This window comes from Ruegeria sp. HKCCA5491 (assembly GCF_013034565.1).
GTDB lineage: Bacteria > Pseudomonadota > Alphaproteobacteria > Rhodobacterales > Rhodobacteraceae > Ruegeria.
The window spans coordinates 39,398-56,764 of record NZ_WQGG01000011.1 but is presented as its reverse complement, the minus strand read 5'-3'; the positions used below and the strand labels follow the sequence as shown (position 1 = coordinate 56,764).

At 59.1% G+C, this 17,367-nt stretch carries 16 protein-coding genes and 1 tRNA gene; 11 read left to right on the top strand and 6 right to left on the bottom strand.

The genetic code is table 11. The annotated features are described in order from the left end of the window. The first annotated feature begins 27 nt into the window (after positions 1–27). A complete protein-coding gene (locus GOV88_RS15020) occupies positions 28–1,299 on the top strand; it encodes an NAD(P)/FAD-dependent oxidoreductase (RefSeq protein ID WP_371808165.1) in 1,272 nt (423 codons plus the stop codon). A gap of 2 nt (positions 1,300–1,301) precedes the next feature. On the opposite strand, the gene GOV88_RS15015 is transcribed toward GOV88_RS15020, so the two are convergent. Further along, positions 1,302–2,003 (bottom strand): SDR family oxidoreductase, encoded by a 702-nt coding sequence (locus GOV88_RS15015; RefSeq protein WP_171126242.1) that lies wholly within the window; start codon positions 2,001–2,003, stop codon positions 1,302–1,304. Positions 2,004–2,106: 103 nt separating this feature from the next. On the opposite strand from GOV88_RS15015, the gene GOV88_RS15010 reads away from it, so the two are divergent. Beyond that, a complete protein-coding gene (locus GOV88_RS15010) occupies positions 2,107–2,958 on the top strand; it encodes a LysR substrate-binding domain-containing protein (RefSeq protein ID WP_171240939.1) in 852 nt (283 codons plus the stop codon). Here the strand turns inward: GOV88_RS15010 and GOV88_RS15005 are convergent. Next, the gene (locus GOV88_RS15005; RefSeq protein ID WP_171211274.1) at positions 2,949–3,851 is read right to left on the bottom strand and encodes a LysR family transcriptional regulator; all 903 of its coding nucleotides are present in this window, start codon (positions 3,849–3,851) and stop codon (positions 2,949–2,951) included. The genes GOV88_RS15010 and GOV88_RS15005 overlap by 10 nt on opposite strands. Before the next feature lie 76 nt (positions 3,852–3,927). Between GOV88_RS15005 and GOV88_RS15000 the strand changes: the two genes are divergently transcribed. The 5 genes from GOV88_RS15000 to GOV88_RS14980 all read left to right on the top strand — a co-directional run bounded on the left by GOV88_RS15000 (position 3,928) and on the right by GOV88_RS14980 (position 11,105). Next, on the top strand, positions 3,928–7,140 hold the full coding sequence (locus tag GOV88_RS15000; RefSeq protein ID WP_171240938.1) for a reductive dehalogenase: 3,213 nt from the start codon (positions 3,928–3,930) through the stop codon (positions 7,138–7,140). 129 nt (positions 7,141–7,269) lie between these two features. Next, positions 7,270–8,136 carry a xanthine dehydrogenase family protein subunit M gene (locus GOV88_RS14995; protein ID WP_171240937.1) on the top strand — a complete coding sequence of 289 codons (867 nt, stop codon included), beginning with the start codon at positions 7,270–7,272 and terminating at the stop codon, positions 8,134–8,136. Then, entirely contained in the window at positions 8,133–8,612 is a 480-nt protein-coding gene (locus GOV88_RS14990; RefSeq protein WP_171126237.1) for a (2Fe-2S)-binding protein, read from the top strand. Before GOV88_RS14995 ends, GOV88_RS14990 begins: the two co-directional genes overlap by 4 nt. Continuing rightward, positions 8,612–10,867, top strand: coding sequence for a xanthine dehydrogenase family protein molybdopterin-binding subunit (locus GOV88_RS14985; RefSeq protein ID WP_171240936.1), 2,256 nt, complete (start codon positions 8,612–8,614; stop codon positions 10,865–10,867). Before GOV88_RS14990 ends, GOV88_RS14985 begins: the two co-directional genes overlap by 1 nt. Continuing rightward, positions 10,860–11,105, top strand: a complete 246-nt coding sequence (locus GOV88_RS14980) for a MoaD/ThiS family protein (RefSeq protein ID WP_170385336.1) — start codon at positions 10,860–10,862, stop codon at positions 11,103–11,105. The genes GOV88_RS14985 and GOV88_RS14980 overlap by 8 nt, the downstream gene beginning before the upstream one ends. Here the strand turns inward: GOV88_RS14980 and GOV88_RS14975 are convergent. Beyond that, positions 11,102–11,806 (bottom strand): DUF374 domain-containing protein, encoded by a 705-nt coding sequence (locus tag GOV88_RS14975; RefSeq protein ID WP_171240935.1) that lies wholly within the window; start codon positions 11,804–11,806, stop codon positions 11,102–11,104. The genes GOV88_RS14980 and GOV88_RS14975 overlap by 4 nt on opposite strands. 142 nt (positions 11,807–11,948) lie before the next feature. On the opposite strand from GOV88_RS14975, the gene GOV88_RS14970 reads away from it, so the two are divergent. The 3 genes from GOV88_RS14970 (at position 11,949) to lptF (ending at position 13,830) form a co-directional block, all read left to right on the top strand. Next, positions 11,949–12,024: transfer RNA gene (locus GOV88_RS14970), tRNA-Trp, on the top strand. A gap of 131 nt (positions 12,025–12,155) precedes the next feature. Continuing rightward, on the top strand, positions 12,156–12,599 hold the full coding sequence (locus GOV88_RS14965) for a hypothetical protein (RefSeq protein WP_171123709.1): 444 nt from the start codon (positions 12,156–12,158) through the stop codon (positions 12,597–12,599). Between the two features lie 91 nt (positions 12,600–12,690). Continuing rightward, on the top strand, positions 12,691–13,830 hold the full coding sequence (lptF, locus tag GOV88_RS14960) for an LPS export ABC transporter permease LptF (protein WP_171240934.1): 1,140 nt from the start codon (positions 12,691–12,693) through the stop codon (positions 13,828–13,830). On the opposite strand, the gene GOV88_RS14955 is transcribed toward lptF, so the two are convergent. Further along, entirely contained in the window at positions 13,827–14,657 is an 831-nt protein-coding gene (locus GOV88_RS14955) for a LysR family transcriptional regulator (RefSeq protein WP_171240933.1), read from the bottom strand. The two genes, lptF and GOV88_RS14955, sit on opposite strands and share 4 nt — an antisense overlap. Before the next feature lie 100 nt (positions 14,658–14,757). Between GOV88_RS14955 and GOV88_RS14950 the strand changes: the two genes are divergently transcribed. Continuing rightward, positions 14,758–15,348 (top strand): HD domain-containing protein, encoded by a 591-nt coding sequence (locus tag GOV88_RS14950; protein WP_171123703.1) that lies wholly within the window; start codon positions 14,758–14,760, stop codon positions 15,346–15,348. Here the strand turns inward: GOV88_RS14950 and speB are convergent. After that, positions 15,345–16,187, bottom strand: a complete 843-nt coding sequence (gene speB / locus GOV88_RS14945) for an agmatinase (protein WP_171123701.1) — start codon at positions 16,185–16,187, stop codon at positions 15,345–15,347. The genes GOV88_RS14950 and speB overlap by 4 nt on opposite strands. Beyond that, a complete protein-coding gene (gene nspC / locus GOV88_RS14940; RefSeq protein WP_171240932.1) occupies positions 16,184–17,353 on the bottom strand; it encodes a carboxynorspermidine decarboxylase in 1,170 nt (389 codons plus the stop codon). Before nspC ends, speB begins: the two co-directional genes overlap by 4 nt. Between the last annotated feature and the right edge of the window lie 14 nt (positions 17,354–17,367).

The window sequence follows — 17,367 nt, the reverse complement described above, 5'->3', positions numbered from 1 at the left end:
ATCCGACCAATTTTCAAGGAGCAGCCCGTGCGCGACCATGACCAGTCCCTTTGGCAACAGACCTGCCGCGAACGGGTCGAAAGCACTGTGCTGACAAATACCCTGACCGTCGATCTTGCGGTGATCGGCGGGGGGTATACCGGCTGCGCGGCGGCGTTGACCGCTGCGCGTGCCGGGGCGTCGGTTTGTTTGCTTGAGGCGCAAGAGATCGGGCATGGCGGGTCAGGCCGCAATGTGGGTCTTGCAAATGCCGGATTGTGGCTGCCACCCGAGGATATCCGGGCACATCTGGGGGCAGCGTCAGGGGATCGCCTGATCAACCTGCTTGCTGTCGCACCTGCCGACGTCTTTGAACTGATCGAGCGGCACGCGATTGATTGCGAACCTGTGCGCAACGGAACCGTGCATTGCGCCCATTCCGGTGCGGGTTTGAAAGATCTGCAAAACCGCTACGCGCAGCAACGCGCAGTGGGTGCGCCGGTTGAGTTGTTATCCACCGATCAGACGCGCCAACGCACAGGCAGCGCGGCTTTCCACGGATCACTGTTTGACCCGCGGGCCGGAACCATTCAGCCGCTGGGCTATGTGCGCGGGCTTGCACGGGCTGCGTCCGAGGCCGGGGCGCAGGTTTTCACGCGCAGCCCGGTTCAATCGTTGACCCGTAGCGGGGATATCTGGGTGCTTGAAACGGAACGAGGCTCAGTGCGAGCCAAAGCCGTGATTCAGGCCACAAACGCCTATCATCAAAGCCTTGCGGCGTCGGCACCGGCTTATGTCCCCGTCTACTATTTCCAGTTTTCCACCGCCCCCTTGTCGGACAACCTGCGGGCCAGCATTTTGCCGGGCGGAGAAGGGTGTTGGGATACTGGGTTGATCATGACCTCATTCCGCGTCGATCAGGATGATCGGTTCATTATCGGTGCGATGGGTGATCTTTCACACGCGGGGAGTGGAGCGCACAGGCGCTGGATTCGGCGCAAATTGTCCGAACTGTTCCCGCAACTGTCCGACCTGCCGTTGACTGAGGGCTGGCATGGGCGGATCGCGATGACCTCGGATCATATCCCGAAGATCACCGAGATTGGCCCAAACGCGCTTTCTGTCCATGGGTATTCCGGGCGAGGCATCGGGCCGGGAACCGTGTTTGGCCGGTTGGTGGCCGAAAGCCTGTTGCGCGAAGATCCCGATCTCTTGCCCGTCCCGATGGTGTCGGAATACTGCGAAAGCTGGACCGGCCTGCGCCGCGCCTATTTTGAAACCGGCGCGGCGTTGACTCATTTTGTCAAAGCGCGGTTCTGAATTCAGACCGACCGGGTAATGCCGCCGTCAACGCGTATGTTTTGGCCCGTGATGTAACCCCCGCCTTCTGACGCAAGCAATGCAACGACCGAGGCGATCTCATCATAGCTGCGCCCATATCGGCCCATAGGAATGCGGGCGCGGAAATCCTCGTTCTCGGGCAGGCTGTCGATAAAGCCGGGCAGGACGTTGTTCATGCGGATATTGTCAGCGGCGTATTTGTCTGAATACAGCTTGGTGAAGGCGGCAAGGCCAGCGCGGAACACGCCCGAGGTTGGAAACACGGGGTCAGGCTCGAACGCAGCAAAAGTCGATATGTTGATGATCGAGCCACCGCCTTGCGCCTGCATGATCGGCGTCACCAGCCGCGTTGGCCGGACGGCGTTCATGAAATACACATCCATTCCCGTGTGCCAGTCTTCATCGGTCAGATCCAGAATGGGCGCGCGCGGCCCGTGCCCCGCGGAATTCACAAGCACATCTATGCGTCCCCAATGGGCCATCGCTGCATCGACCAGTTTTTGCAGGTCGTCTGTCGACTGGTTCGACCCGGTCACGCCGACCCCGCCCAGTTCATGCGCCAATGCCTCGCCTTTGCCCGACGAGGACAGGATGCCCACCTTGAACCCGTCGGCGGCCAAGCGGCGGGCAGAATCTGCCCCCATGCCGCTGCCGCCTGCTGTAATTAGCGCTACTTTCGTCATCTCAAGCCTCCGATGTCTAGTGCTCTAAAGATGCGCTCTGACTGGTGGTTTGACCAATCAGTTCTTCTGTCTTTATGCTGTAGAAAAACTACAGGATAAGCAAATGGCAGCCCTGCCCCCATTGAACGCGCTCCACGCCTTTGAAGTTGCGGCCCGGCATTTGAATTTCCGGCTTGCAGCAGAGGAGCTTGGCGTCACTCAGGGTGCCGTGGCGCAACAGGTCCGTGGGCTTGAGGCGCGATTGGCCGAAAAGCTGTTTGAACGTCTGCCGCGCGGTTTGGCGCTGACCGAGGCGGGTCGCCGTTTTCATGCGCCACTGCGCCGGGCGTTCAGGTTGATTGAAGAGGCCGTGGATGAATTGTCCAGCGATCAGCAAGTTGTTGTTTCAGTGACACCAAGCTTCGCTTCAAAATGGCTGGTGCCGCGTTTGCCAGATCTGACAGACAAGCACCCCGACATCTCGGTGAAAATTGATGCGCGGGAACGGCTGGCGGATTTCAAGGGTGACGGCGTGGACATCGCCGTGCGGCAGGGACGAGCGCCGTTTGGGGCGGGCCTGACATCAACCCCTTTGTTTTCAAATGCGTTCGTTCCGGTCTGCAGCCCCGAATTGGCAGGGGAGATCACGCGACCAGCGGACCTTTTGGACCACGTTCTTCTGAACGATACGCATGGGTTGTGGCCGCTGTTCCTTGAACGCCTTGGGCTGGTTGGCAAGCCTCGAGTTATGAGTTTCAGCCAGACGAGTCTGACCATTGACGCCGCTGCCTCGGGGCAGGGGATTGCACTGGCACATGAACCTCTGGTCGCGACGGAACTTGCATCGGGACGGCTTGAACGGCCCTTGTCGGATGTTCTGATCGAAGACCTCGGGTTCCATGTTGTCAGCCCGGCAAAACCGCGGCAGCCCGAATTGGTTGCGTTGATGAAGAACTGGCTGCTGTCTCAATCGTGAAGCGTGGCCGCTATGTTTTCTATTCGTCCCCGCAACCAGCGATGCGCGGGGTCATTGGCAAACCTCTGATGCCAGACCATGTAGATCGAGACCGGTTCACAGTGAAACGGTAACGGTGCGCAATCCAACGCGGCGAGGGGACCGTGCCTCATCAAGGCCGTGTCGGTTGAAATCAGGTCGCTTCCTTTCACAAAGGATGGGATGGCGTTGAAATGGGGTAAGGTGACCGTGGCGGGCCTGATCTGGTTTTGGTCCACACCCCGCATGACCGCGCGCGAACTGCGCCCGTCCGTGAACCGCACCTCGACATGTTCGGTTTCGCAATATGTTTTCCAATCGGTTGGCGGCTGGCGGCGGGTTCCGTCGTAATAGATCATCAGCGGGCTGCTGAGGACACGCTTTTGAAAGATGTCTGGCCCATCCGGTGGCAATGGGGACAGCATCAACTGACACCGGTCGCTGCGCAGCAGGTCCGGATCCGGTACGCCCGAGGGAATAAAGCCAAGCCGCAGTCTGATACCTTCGGAACGGACCAAGCGGAGCAGTTTGGGGAAGATCAACTCTCGCGGCATGTCGTTTGTGGCGATTTGAACGTGCAATTCCTCGGATAGCGGATCGAACGGGCGATCGTCGGTCAGCGCCCGCAATCCATCAAGCACGCCTTGCACCGGTTCTTTCAGGGACAGGGCGCGTTCGGTCGGTATCAGGCCTTGACCTGAACGAACAAACAAAGGGTCTCCCAGAACCTGCCTCAGCTTGGCCAGCGTATGGCTGATCGCCGATTGCGTAACGCCCATTCGGTCCGCAGCCTTTGAGACCGAGTTCTCCTCGAGTATCGTCAAAAAGACGCGCAGAACTTTGCCATCAAGGTCAGTGAAATCAATTTTGCTCATGCCGTCTATGATAATTCATGAATGGATTGGTGGTCCATGACGATTTAGATGACGTTGAGCAAACAGGAGGCACGCGATGGGGATCCGCTTTTTCTCGGACAGGAACAGGTCGGTACATATGGGGTCGTACCCTTTGGAACGGCTGGCCCGGCAGACCGCGATGCCAGATATGTCTGGGGCCCGTCAAATGCCGGTTCTCAGTTTCCAGCGCCCTAATCAGCCCGAAAGCATCGTGAATGCGATGGGTGAGTTTCAGGCGATGATGGATGCGACCCGCGACGGGTTCGTGAACCCGGTGCCGTCCGAGATACCCACAGATCCGACAGAGCGTGCCAACCACCTGAAGGCGTTTGGATATTTCAACGATGCATCCATGATGGGCTGCGGTCCGCTTCCCGCCGAGGCATTGCTGTCCGAACCCCGCCGCAACCCCGATATTGACCGTCTGGCCCATGCGTTGAAGACGCGCCAGACCAAGACGCTGGCGTCCGGCATCGACCTGATCATGGCCGATTTGAAGGAAAGCATGGAGGCCGAGCCGCGCCCCATGGACCGTCATCGTCATGCGATTGTCTTTCTGTACGAATACAACCGCGACCCAAATCCGGAAGAACCCGGGTCCGACTGGATCATGAACGCGCAGGACCACCGCGCATGTCTGCTGGCCACCGAGAACGCGGTGGTCATCGCCAATTACATCCGCATTCTGGGGTTTGACGCGCGGGCGCACACGGTCATGTCGTCCGAGGTTGATCTGGGAAAGCTCGCCGTCGCGGCGGGCCTGTGTTCGGTCGAGGACGGAGAGGTCGTTGCCCCATGGCTGGGCAAACGGTTCGGGCTGGCTGCCGTGACGACCGAGATGGAGATCGCGCATGATCTGCCATTGGCGCCGATGGCCCGGCAGCCGTGGTTTCACACCCAAGGCCCCGCTTGGTGGCTGGGTACGGGGTTTGCCAAGAACGCGCTGAATCGCGACGCTTATGCCAAACGGCGCTATGTGGATGGGGCGCATCCGTTTGAAAAACTCAAGCGGGTCGACGCGCCCACCACGTATATTGACGAAGAAAACGTCGCCCGCGTCCCCAAACGCGCTGACATGTTCGCACGGGCACAATTCGGCGACATGGGGAAAAACCTGCAGGACGCGGCGAAAGGCGGTTATTACGTTCGCAAAGCGGCCCCCAGTTTCGCGCAACGCCGCGCGCTGGGCGCGTTTGTGTTGTTGCAGGATGGGGAAAGCGCGGACACTTCGCCACCAACCGATACCGCACGCAATGCCGCGAATATCAAGGCGGCCACGTATTTTCTGGGCGTTGATGCGGTGGGCCTTAGCCGCTGCCCCGAGTGGGCGTGGTACTCCCATGATGCGACGGGCGAGGAGATCAATCCGCCCCACGACCAAGCCATCAGCATGATCATCGACCAAGGCTATGAAACGATGGAGGGCGCCAGCGGCGATGACTGGATCAGCGTCGCGCAGTCGATGCGCGCCTATCTGCGGTTCTCGCTTCTGGGTGGAGTGATCGCGCAGCAGATCCGTAACCTCGGGTACAAGGCCCGCGCGCATACGGTAATGGATGGTGAGGTGCTGCAACCGCCCCTCCTGTTGTTGTCCGGGTTGGGTGAGGTCAGCCGGATCGGAGAGGTGATCCTGAATCCCTACCTTGGGCCGCGCCTGAAGTCCGGTGCGGTGACAACGGATATGCCGATGGCCCATGACAAGCCGATTGATTTCGGCCTGCAAACCTTTTGCGAGTCTTGCAACAAATGCGCCCGCGAATGTCCCTCGGGCGCGATCACCGCCGGGCCAAAGCTGATGTTCAACGGCTATGAAATCTGGAAATCCGACAGCCAGAAATGCGCCACCTACCGCGTGACCACGCCGGGCGGTGCAATGTGCGGGCGGTGCATGAAGACCTGCCCGTGGAACCTAGAGGGAATCTTCAAAGAGCGTCCGTTCCGATGGGCCGCGATGAACATCCCTCAGGCCGCGCCCGCGTTGGCGAAACTGGATGACACTGTCGGCAATGGCGGCCTGAACGACATCAAGAAATGGTGGTGGGACATCGAAGTGCAATCGGACGGCGCTTACCGCCCGACCGAGCATCCGTTGAACCGACGAGACCTGCAAACCGATCTTGATCTGAAATACGAAGACCAGACGCTTGCGGTCTACCCCGCCTACCTTGCGCCGCATCCCTGGCCCTATCCCTTTGCCATGGACCGTGAGGCCGGGATCGCCGCGTATCAGGCAATGGTGACCGCAGATGAATACAAGGACCGCAAAGCTGCGGGTGATATGTCGGTGATTCACCGCTATGCGATCGCGGGCGATGCTCCGGTGATGCGGGTTGAACTAACGAAGGTCGGTAAGATGACGGCAGATGTGACCAAGTACGAATTCTCTACTCTGGACGGCTCGCCTTTGCCGGAATGGACTGCTGGCGCGCATCTGGACGTTCTGGTCGCGCCGGAATTCCTGCGGCAGTATTCCATGTCCGGCGACCCGTCCGACCGCATGACCTATCAGATCGGTGTGCTGCGCGAGGATGACGGGCGCGGCGGCTCGGCCCTGCTGCACCGGATTTTCAACGAGGGGCGCAAGGTCTTCATCTCGAAACCCATCAACCATTTTGAACTGGACGAAGGCGCGACCAAGAGTTTTCTGATGGGCGGCGGAATCGGAATAACGCCGATGATAGCCTTCGCCCATCGGTTGCACGCCTTGGGCAAACCGTTCGAACTGCATTATTCCGCCAGCACCCGCGCCGGGGCCGGGTATCTGGAAGACTTGGCGGGGATGCCTTGGGCGGATCATGTGCATTATCATTTCTCGGACGAAGGCACGCGCGCCGACCTGGATGTGATCTTGAAAGGCTATCAGGACGGTTGGCATGTCTATACCTGCGGACCGGATCGGTTCATGGACGGGGTGATGCAGGCGGCTGAGCGTCAGGACTTTCCCGATGAGGCGCGGCATCTGGAGTATTTCTCGGTCCCCGAACAACCCGAATACGAGAATCACGAATTCACCTTGCGGCTGGCCAAGTCGGGCCGCGATCTGACTGTGCCCGCAAACAAGGACGCCGCGCAGGTGTTGAATGAGGCGGGTATACACGTGGATGTGAAATGCGCTGACGGCATCTGCGGGGTCTGTAAATGCGGCGTGGTCTCGGGTGAGGTCGAACACCGTGATTTCGTTTTGTCCAACAAGCAGCGCGAGGGGGCGATCATCCTTTGCCAAAGCCGAGCTGCGCAAAAAGATGGTGTGATCGAGATCGACCTCTGATCGGAAGTTCAGAAATGACATTTTGAATCGCAAAATTTGGTCGTTCCAGCCATGGACGCCGGGGCGGTGCTGCACTAACGTCCCCTGCGAACCCCAGTGAATCCTGATCAACAGGTGCGAGGTATTTTCATGGATTATCACAGCCCCGCCAGTTTCGCCGAGGCGTCGGCTCTGGCTGCAAACGCAACGGGCGTTACCCGCTTTCTGGCTGGCGGAACGGATGTTCTGGTGCAGTTGCGCTCGGAATTGGTCACGCCCGACACGCTGATCGACATCAAGAAAATCGACGGTGTCAGCGACATAACCCGCAACGCTGATGGAAGCTGGACGCTGGGCGTTGCCGCCACCGGCGCCGAGATGAGCGAACACCCCGAGCTTGGCCGCGACTGGCCCGGCGTGGTTGAGGCGATGGATTTGATCGGATCCACGCAGGTGCAGGGCCGCGCAACGCTGACCGGCAACTTGTGCAATGGTTCTCCGGCGGCGGATTCGGTGCCTGCGATGGTTGCGGCAGGCGTGACTGTGACGGTCATCGGCCCCGAAGGTGAGCGCGAGGTGGCGGTCGAAGACATCCCCACCGGCCCCGGCAAAACGTCGCTGGCCAAGGGCGAGGTTGTCTCAGCCGTGAATATCCCTGTGCGCGGGGACAACGCGGGCGACGCCTATCTGCGGTTCATTCCGCGCACCGAGATGGATATCGCCGTGGTCGGCGTAGGTGTCAGCCTGCGTCTGGATGGCGATACTGTGGTCGAGGCGCGTGTGTCGCTGGGCGCGGTCGCCCCCACCGTCCTGCTAGTTGAAGATTGCGCCAAAGCCATCATCGGCAGCACGCTGGACGACGCGGCGCTGGATGCGCTGGCGGCAGCGGCCTCTGCAGCCTGCAACCCGATTGACGATAAACGCGGGACGATCGCATTCCGCACCGAGGTCGCTGGCGTTCTGGCCAAACGTGCCGCGAAAATCGCCTATGCCCGCGCGAAGGGAGAAAAAGCATGAGTAAGCTCCACGTATCCACCACCGTGAACGGGGATGAGGTCGATTTTCTGTGCGACCCCCGTGAAACCTTGTTGGACTGTCTGCGCGACAAGCTGAACCTGACCGGCGCGAAAGAGGGCTGCGGAACCGGCGACTGCGGCGCGTGTTCCGTCACCGTCGATGGCCGTTTGGTCTGTTCGTGCCTGATGTTGGGTGCCGAGGCCGAGGGTAAGCAGATCGAAACCGTCGAAGGTATCGCGGATGGTGACGTGCTGCACCCGTTACAGCAGAAGTTCATCGACCATGCCGCCCTGCAATGTGGCATCTGCACACCGGGCATTCTGGTGGCGGCCAAGTCGCTGCTGGAAAAGAACCCCAACCCGACCGAGGAAGAAACCAGGTACTGGCTTGCAGGCAACCTTTGCCGCTGCACCGGTTATGACAAGATCATTCGCGCCGTGATGGAAACGGCAGAAGAATTGCGGGAGGCGTCGTAATGGCTCTGGACGATCGTAAGACAGAATTTACCTTTGTCGGCACTCGCCCGAACCGCCCAGACGGGTTGGACAAGGTCACGGGCCGGGCCAAGTTTGGCGCGGACATGTCAGCCCCGGGGATGCTGCACGGTGCGATCCTGCGCTCGCCCCATGCCCATGCGCGGATTGTGAAGATCGACGCGTCCAAAGCTGAGGCGTTGAAGGACGTCAAAGCCGTCGTCACCCGCGCCGATTTCGCCGAAGTGCCGTTCATGCCCGGCCTGGAAGGTGAGTTCTGGAATGTGCTGGAAAACGTCATGGCGGGGGAAAAGGCGCTGTATGACGGGCACGCAGTTGCGGCTGTTGCGGCGACATCGGCTCTGGCCGCGCGCGACGCGTTGAAACTGATCGAGGTCGAGTACGAGGTTCTGCCCCACGTCACTGACGTGGACAAGGCGATGGCCCCGGATGCGCCGGTCATCCGCGAAGGGGCTGCGGATTATTCCGTGCCCGAGGGGATGCATCCCAACGTCGTGCGTTATCACGAAAGCGGCCATGGCGATGTCGAGGCCGGGTTCGCCGAGGCAGATCTGGTGATCGAAGACAGTTTCGTCACCGAAGCCACCCATCAGGGCTATATCGAACCGCATGCCTGTCTGGGGATGCTGGGCACTGACGGCAAGGGTGAGCTGTGGTGTACCACTCAAGGCCACTGGATCGCGCAAAAAACCTGTGCGGCGCTTTTGGGCATCGAAACCTCGCAATTGCGCGTCACCGCATCCGAGATCGGAGGCGGTTTCGGTGGCAAGACAACGGTATTCATCGAACCTGTCGCGCTGGCACTCAGCCGCAAGGCCAACCGGCCCGTTAAAGTTGTGATGACCCGATCCGAGGTGTTCCGGGCGACCGGTCCGACAGCTTCGGCGTCGATGGATATCAAAATCGGGATGAAGAAGGACGGCACAATCTCTGCCGCGCAGGGTGTGTTCCGCTTGCAGGGTGGGGCATTCCCGGGCGCGCCCGGCGACATGACCGCCATGTGCGCCTTTGCGCCTTACAACCTGACCAACGTCAAGCAGATCGGCTATGACGTCATGGCCAACCGTCCGAAACAGGCGGCCTATCGCGCGCCGGGTGCGCCAATGGGCGCGTTTGCCGTTGAGTCGGTGATTGACGAGCTGTGCAAGAAGCTGGGTCTGGACCCGGTCGATGTACGCCTGAAAAACGCGGCCCATGAAGGGACCAAGGCCAGCTATGGCCCGCGCTATCAGCGGATCGGTCTGGTTGAAACGCTGGAAGCGGCCAAGGCGCATCCGCATTATTCGGCCCCACTGAATCCAGGGCAGGGGCGCGGGATTTCCTGCGGGTTCTGGTTCAACCACGGCGGCGAGACAAGCGTGTCGCTGGCCCTGTCCGAGGACGGCTCGGCGCAGTTGATGGTGGGGACGCCGGATATTGGTGGCTCGCGCGCGTCGATGGCGCTGATGGCGGCCGAAGTGCTTGGTATCCCTTATGAAAACATCCGTGTGACAATCGCGGATACGGCGACGCTGGGCTATAACGATGTCAGCCACGGTTCACGCGTGACCTATGCCAGCGGTCTGGCGACCATCAAAGCGGCGCGCCATGCGGTTGAGAAACTGAGCGAACGCGCGGCGGCCAAGTGGGGCATCCCCGTGGACGCGGTAAAATGGGAAAACGGTTGCGCTGTCCCGTCTGGCCCCAATGCCGGAGATTTCGATCCGATGCCACTGGCTGATATCACGGCCAATATGGGCAGCACCGGGGGGCCGATCTCGGGCCATTTCGAGGCGACGCCCGAAGGTGCAGGTGTATCCTTCGGCACGCATATTGTGGATGCCGAAGTTGACCCGGAAACGGGTAAGACCAGCATCACGCGCTATACGGTCATTCAGGACGCGGGCAAGGCTATCCACCCGACCTATGTGGAAGGCCAGTACCAAGGTGGCGCTGCACAAGGGATCGGTTGGGCGCTGAACGAGGAATATATCTATGGCGAGGATGGTCGGCTGCAAAACTCGATCTTCCTTGACTATCGCATCCCCGTCGCCAGTGACCTGCCCATGATCGACACGGTGATTGTCGAAGTCCCCAACCCTGGCCACCCGTTCGGCGTGCGCGGAGTGGGTGAAACAGGAATCGTGCCGCCTCTGGCCGCTATCGCAAATGCGGTATCGCAAGCGGCGGGCGTTCGAATGAAGCAACTGCCGATGTCCCCGCCGCGCATTCTGGCCGCGCTTAGGAACAATGGTTGAGGTTCACCTCTGGTCTGGTCTTCGGTCTTTGACCGGGGGCCAGCAGGTGGTGGAGGTCGATGCCAAAACCACGGGTGAGCTGCTACAGGAACTGGTGCGGCTACATCCTCAGCTTCAAGGGCCGATAGATGCCGGCGTGTCCATCGCGATTGACGGGCGCGTTGTAGCCAGCGGTCTGACCGAGCCGATCCCTGAAGGCAGCGAAATCTATCTGATGCAAAGGCTGAGGGGCGGTTAGCCCTTCGGCGACCACGGCTCGCGCCCAACCATCCGGTCAGCCTCGGCTGTGATGTCGTTCATATGTTTTTCAAGGCTGAGGCGCAGCGCTTCGATCTGGTCTTCGGTCGCTTTGCGCGGAACGGGATCCGTCCATTCGCGGCACAAAAAGACGCCTTCGTTCCGCCACGGGCGCGGCATCAGTAGGCGATCCCAGGTTCCAGCCTCGCTTCCGTGTTTGGCTGAGAATGTGATGCCAAAGACCCGTTTGCCCGACGTGCGCGCCCAGATCAGGGGCACGGTTGAAGATACGCGTTCAGGCCCACGCGGACCATCGGCGGCGATCCCGATCGAGATACCCTGTTTCATCTTTCCAAGAACCTCGCGCGACAAGGCGACGTGGCGCTTGTGGCTGGACATGGCAATCGTGTCCATGCCGAACAGTTTCTGCACCCGGCCTACCATGCTGCCTGCACGTGCCGACGAGGTGATCGAACAGATGCGACCCTTGTCCAATGGAAAGAAATAGGGCGACTGCGCCAGTCGCTGATGCCACAGAACAACGATGACCGGTTCGCCTTGATCGGCCAGTTGGTCAAGTTCTTCGTACCCGATACGTTGCCACTTGGTATTGCGGTTGACCATCCGGATATAGCTTGCGATCCGCCGGGCCGCCCAGTTCAGAACGGCTTCGCTGTCGGCAATTTTCTTGCGGAGGTTCACGTCAGGCGTCCTTCTGTTGGCGAAAATGTGTCTTATAGAACTCAACGCCGCGCGCAACTTGTTTGTGAAATACATAACTGTGGCTGAATCTCAAAAAGCCTCTTGAGTCCGCCGCGCGGCTGGCATATCTGAGGCGCACCTTAGGGGTATAGCTCAGTTGGTAGAGCGACGGTCTCCAAAACCGTAGGTCGCGGGTTCGAACCCTGCTGCCCCTGCCATTTCCATCAAAATCTCAGGCGAGCCTGTGCCGTCGGCACCGTAGCATTCTGACCGGAGTTTCTAAATTTTCAGCAAATCAAGTAGTGTTGGTCGCGTTCTTGATGAGTTTTTGCTGTTTTGGGGGCAATCCATGCGTATTTTCTTTAAACAAAGCCTTGTTGCGTTCTGGTTCGTATGGTGGGCTTTTGCGTTCCTCACCGACTTTGTCGGTGGTCTGGAGCTTCTTGGGTACACGTCTACGCCGTGGTTCGATGGGCACAACTATCCGTTCCTGCAAAAAACACTTGAGCAGTTCGGAGCGACTCCGGCCGTGGATATCGCCTTGTTTGTCGGTATCATCGCTTGGGCTTTGATTGCGGCCTTGCTGTTTTTGATCGCAGTTGCAACGCCTTACCAGAACAAGAAGCTTTGGATCAAACGCGTGGATACGGCCTTTGTGGTGTCAATTGGCCTGTGGCTTGCGTTCTTTCTGTCTGACCAGACAGTCATGAAATTCGATCTGGAAGAAAACCATATGGTTCAGGGTGGTTTTCAGCTTTTGTGCTATCTGACAATTCACTTGCTGCCGGATTGAGGTAAAATTCAGCCGAGTGTCCAAACGCGGTTTCCACGGCTTTCCGAATACAATACTGTCGGCGGGAACTTGATCAGACGGATGGAGTCTCATGTCGCGCTTCGATGGCTATTTCCTGCGGCAACTGCTGATTCTGTTCGGCTTTTTCACCCTGGTTCTGGTGGGTGTATTCTGGATCACCCGGTCGGTCAGCCTATTTGACCGCGTGATCAGCGGCGGGCAGTCGGCAATGGTGTTTCTGGAATTTACCGCCCTGACCCTTCCCACCCTGATACGAACCGTGATGCCGATGGCGGTGTTCGCCGCCGCCGTCTATGCCACCAATCGTCTGAGCCGGGAAAGCGAACTTACGGTCATGTTGGCCACCGGGTCCAGCCCGTGGCGGTTGGCGCGCGCCGTGTTTCTGTTTGGGCTGATAACCGGGCTGATGATGGCTGCGATCAGTGTGTTCCTGCGCCCCGCGTCCGTTGATCAGCTTGAACGACGTCAGGCCGAGGTCGCAGGCGATGTCACCGCCCAGCTATTGAATGAGGGTGAGTTTATGCACCCCGCGGTTGGTGTGACGGTTTATATCGGGCGGATTGACCTGGACGGGACGCTGTACGAGGTGTTCGTCTCTGACCGTCGGGATGAGGATAATCCGGTCAGCTACTCAAGCAAAACCGCCTATCTGGTCAATAGTGGCGAGGGGATACACCTTGTGATGGTGGACGGGGTCGCTTTGCGGTTGACCAAAGATGGGCGAACGCTGTCTTCGACCCTGTTTGAGGACGCGTCTTATGACATCTCTGGGATGACAAACACCAACCGGATAAAGAATCGCAGTCTCGAAGCCATTCCCACCCTCGAGCTTTTGCAAAGCCGGGACAAGATTATCGCGGCAGGGGAGTTCAGCGAAGGTGAGTTGATCGACGAACTGCATCAGAGGTTTTCGTGGATTGCCATATGCGTGGCGGTCGCGATGGCCGGATATGCCACTTTGATGTTGGGAAGTTTCTCAAGGTTCGGGCTGTGGCCGCAGATTTTCGGGGCGTTTACGATTCTGGTTCTGCTCGAGGGCGTTCGGGGATTTGTGTCACCTGTCGTGATCGACGATCCGGATCTGTGGATATTGCTTTACCTACCAGCGATTTTGGGCATCTTGATTTCATGCGTGTTTCTGTTGATCGCAGGACGCCCGCTTTTGCGGACCAGACGACGAAATGCGACACCAATGCCGACTGCGGCCTAGCTTGCTCCTCTAAGGTCTGTCACGCACCCCAGAACACTTTCCAGGGCAGGGCTGTTCTTCCGGGCGATCAGGTAAACAGGCAGCAAAAGGTCGCGCGAACCGATCACGCGGCATAGATCGCCAGCGTGTAAATACTCAGCAACGAGATATTCGGGGAAATAGCCGGTTCCGCCCCTCTTGAGGATATAGCGCAGGGCCATCATGCAGTTTCCCAGAAAGACCGATTGAGTCGACGCCTGTCGCGCGATTGACCGAATGTGATCCTGATAGACCTCGCCCAATTCCAGATTAACGAATACGGGATCGTGCAGGTTGGTTGTTGCCTGAACCAATATCAACCGTTCTGGGACAAGTTCCTTACACTCAACCCGCGCATCTGTTGGTTTTTCATGTGTCAGCGCAGCGTCAAGTACATGGGTCGCCACGGCGTCGACCATGTTCAGATCGTGATCATAATTCAGCGTCAGCAGAATTTGCCCAAGACGCTGTTCAAAGCGCACCGCGAGGTCGACCAGCAAGGGGTCCCAAATGCTGAGTTGCGCACCTAACCGCAAAGCGATCCGGTTCTGTGTTTGTGCAGGCAGATCGCGGGATGCAAAGGACCAAAGCGACAGCATCTGTTCCGCATAGGGTCGGAATTGGCGTCCGAATTCTGTCAGCCTTGTACCCCCGGCACCGCGTGTGAATAGGGGCTTTCCGGTTTCTTCTTCGATCAATCGGATACGGGCGCTGACAGCCGTCTGGGTGATGTTCAGCTTGCGGGCCGCCGCGTGAAAGCCTCCTGACTCGGCAACGCATAGAAAGGTCTCAAGGGCTTTGATTTGCATATTGAAAGTATTTTTTGATTGATGTGATAAAATCAATTCATTTTTTTGGGCAAGCAGTTTGCGCTATCCTCGCTGAACAAATCAGCCAAAGGACCGCGCGATGCTGGACAAAAGCCACAAACCCACCTGGACCAGTTTCGAGGAGGCGACCAAAGCCGACTGGGATGCCGTCATCGAATATGAAGAGGCCTATAACGCCGCTCTGCCCGACCGAATTCTGGATGCGATCCGCTCGCTGGACGAAGATTGGACGCCTTATCCGGTGAATCGCTACCAGCACAGTCTTCAGGCCGCGACCCGCGCCTATGAGGATGGCGCGGATGAGGAATTGGTCGTAGCGGCCTTGATCCATGACACTGGCGATATTCTGTCCCCCTACAATCATGGTGAGTTATCAGCCGCAATGATGAAGCCTTATGTCAGCGAAAAGACCTATTGGATTTTGAAACATCACTGTGTCTTTCAAGGGTATTACTACAATCATCATTGGGGCGGAGATCGTAATGCCCGCGACAAGTACCGCGACAGCCCGTACTGGGAGGACTGCCGCTATTTCTGCCACGAATACGATCAGAAGGCGTTTGACCCGGACTATCCGACCAAACCGTTGGAGTTCTTTGAGCCTATGTTGCGCCGCGTCCTGAGCAAGGGTGAAGGGCACATGGAACTGAATGAAACGTCCGAGGGTTAACAGGCTGCCATCAGTCGATAGACGATTTGTGCCGCGGTAAAATCCCACGCTGCATTGCCGTCGGGGGCCAGCTCGACCACGTCGAAGCCTACGCATTTGCGGCCCTTCAGGGCGTGTTCGACCAGGCGCAGGGCTTGGTAATATCCAAGCCCGCCCGGAACCGGGGTGCCGGTGGCGGGCATCAGCGACGGGTCCAGACCGTCTACGTCAAAGCTGACATAGACCAGTTCGGGAAAATCCTCGGGCAGGTTGACCGCGTGGATATTGCCGGTGACCAACTCCTCGGCATCCACGTGGAAGACGTGGTTTTTCAGACGGCTTTGGGCTTCTTCGGTGGAAAAGGCGCGGACGCCGAATTGGGCCAGTTTGACGCCTTGCTCGGCCAGCAGGTGCATAACCGACGCGTGAGAGTGTTTCTCGCCCTGATACGCGTTGCGCAAATCGGCGTGGGCGTCGATCTGCACGATCCCTATGGGTTGGTTAAGCGCCCGTGCCACGCCCATTACCGCGCCGTAACTGAGCGAATGCTCCCCGCCCAGCGTCACCGGCACCTTGTCTGCGCGGATGGCGGCCTCGGTGCGTTGGGCCAGCCGTTCCATCACCTTGGGCAGCGGGCCGTCGCAGTCCAGCGGGGGTTCGGTAAAGATCCCCTCGACGCAGGGTTCGGCATGGCCGGTAATGCGCTCCAACTCATTGCTGGCCTCGATGATGGCTTCGGGGCCCTTGGCCGTGCCCGCGCCATAAGACACGGTGCGTTCGAGCGGCACGGGGATCACGCGAAAGCGGGCGGATTCGCTGCGTTCCGCGGCGGTGAGTTCGCTGTCGAGGAAGATGCTCATGAGAGTCTCTCTTTGAAGTCGTCATAGCCGAATTGCCGGATGATTTTCAGGTCGTCCGTATCGCTATTCCACAGGGCGATGGTGGGCAGGGGAACGCCGTTGAACGTGTTGGTCTTGACCATCGAATAATGCGCTTGATCGAGGAAGGCAAAACGCTGGCCGATTTCCAGCGGCTTGTCCCACGTGTAGTCGCCGATCACGTCGCCCGCGAGGCATGAGGGGCCACCCAGACGGTAGGTATGGCCTGTTGCGGCCTCGTCCATCAGGGCGGGGCGATAGGGGGCTTCGATCACGTCGGGCATGTGGCAGGTGGCCGAGATATCGGTGATCGCAAGACTCATGCCATTGGTCGGCAGGTCGAGGATCTCTCCGACCAGAATACCCGCGTCCAAGGCGACTGCCTCGCCGGGCTCGAGGTAGATGTCGATATTGTATTCGGTGCGGATGGCTTTGATGAAACCCACCAGCCCGCCGCGGTCGTAATCGTTGCGGGTAATATGGTGCCCGCCGCCGAGGTTCAGCCATTTGAGTTGGCTGAGGAAGGGTTTGAGCTTATGTTCGATTGCAGCCCACGTGCGTTGCAGCGGTTCGAACCCCTGTTCGCAGAGCGTGTGCATGTGCAGGCCATCAACCCCGTTCAAGGTTTCGGCGGTCAGTTGACTGACCGGTGTGCCAAGGCGCGAGCAGGGCGCGCAGGGGTCGTATTTGGGTATCTCGCCTTCGGAATGTTCTGGGTTGATGCGCAGGCCGACCTGAACTTTGGCGCTTTCGGCCTTGCTCAGAAACCGATCCTTTTGCGCTGGAGAGTTGAAGATGATGTGGTCCGACAGCGACAGGATCTCGTCGATATCCGCGTCCTTGTACCCGGCGCAGAAGGTTGCGACCTCGCCACCATATTCCTCGCGGCCCAGACGCGCTTCGTAGATGCCGCTGGCGCAGGTGCCACCAAGGTGCTGGCGCACCAGCGGGGCCAGAGAGAACATCGAAAACGCCTTGAGCGCGCTGAGAACATGCGCGCCTGACCGGGTGCCGATGTCTGAGAGGATGGTCAGGTTTCGTTCGACGGCTTTTTCGTCGACCACGAAGCAAGGGGTGGGGACGCGGTTAAGATCGAAATTACGGAAGGCACCGGCGTCGCCGGCTTGGGTGGTCATCATGTCGGACATGTCAGGCGTCTCCG

Coding starts and splice junctions, on each gene's coding strand:
- GOV88_RS14995 (WP_171240937.1), top strand. CDS start 7,270: ATGGATTATCACAGCCCCGCCAGTTTCGCCGAGGCGTCGGCTCTGGCT.
- GOV88_RS15005 (WP_171211274.1), bottom strand. CDS start 3,851: ATGAGCAAAATTGATTTCACTGACCTTGATGGCAAAGTTCTGCGCGTC.
- GOV88_RS15010 (WP_171240939.1), top strand. CDS start 2,107: ATGGCAGCCCTGCCCCCATTGAACGCGCTCCACGCCTTTGAAGTTGCG.
- GOV88_RS14950 (WP_171123703.1), top strand. CDS start 14,758: ATGCTGGACAAAAGCCACAAACCCACCTGGACCAGTTTCGAGGAGGCG.
- GOV88_RS14990 (WP_171126237.1), top strand. CDS start 8,133: ATGAGTAAGCTCCACGTATCCACCACCGTGAACGGGGATGAGGTCGAT.
- GOV88_RS14980 (WP_170385336.1), top strand. CDS start 10,860: ATGGTTGAGGTTCACCTCTGGTCTGGTCTTCGGTCTTTGACCGGGGGC.
- lptF (WP_171240934.1), top strand. CDS start 12,691: ATGTCGCGCTTCGATGGCTATTTCCTGCGGCAACTGCTGATTCTGTTC.
- nspC (WP_171240932.1), bottom strand. CDS start 17,353: ATGTCCGACATGATGACCACCCAAGCCGGCGACGCCGGTGCCTTCCGT.
- GOV88_RS14965 (WP_171123709.1), top strand. CDS start 12,156: ATGCGTATTTTCTTTAAACAAAGCCTTGTTGCGTTCTGGTTCGTATGG.
- GOV88_RS15000 (WP_171240938.1), top strand. CDS start 3,928: ATGGGGATCCGCTTTTTCTCGGACAGGAACAGGTCGGTACATATGGGG.
- GOV88_RS14955 (WP_171240933.1), bottom strand. CDS start 14,657: ATGCAAATCAAAGCCCTTGAGACCTTTCTATGCGTTGCCGAGTCAGGA.
- speB (WP_171123701.1), bottom strand. CDS start 16,187: ATGAGCATCTTCCTCGACAGCGAACTCACCGCCGCGGAACGCAGCGAA.
- GOV88_RS15015 (WP_171126242.1), bottom strand. CDS start 2,003: ATGACGAAAGTAGCGCTAATTACAGCAGGCGGCAGCGGCATGGGGGCA.
- GOV88_RS14985 (WP_171240936.1), top strand. CDS start 8,612: ATGGCTCTGGACGATCGTAAGACAGAATTTACCTTTGTCGGCACTCGC.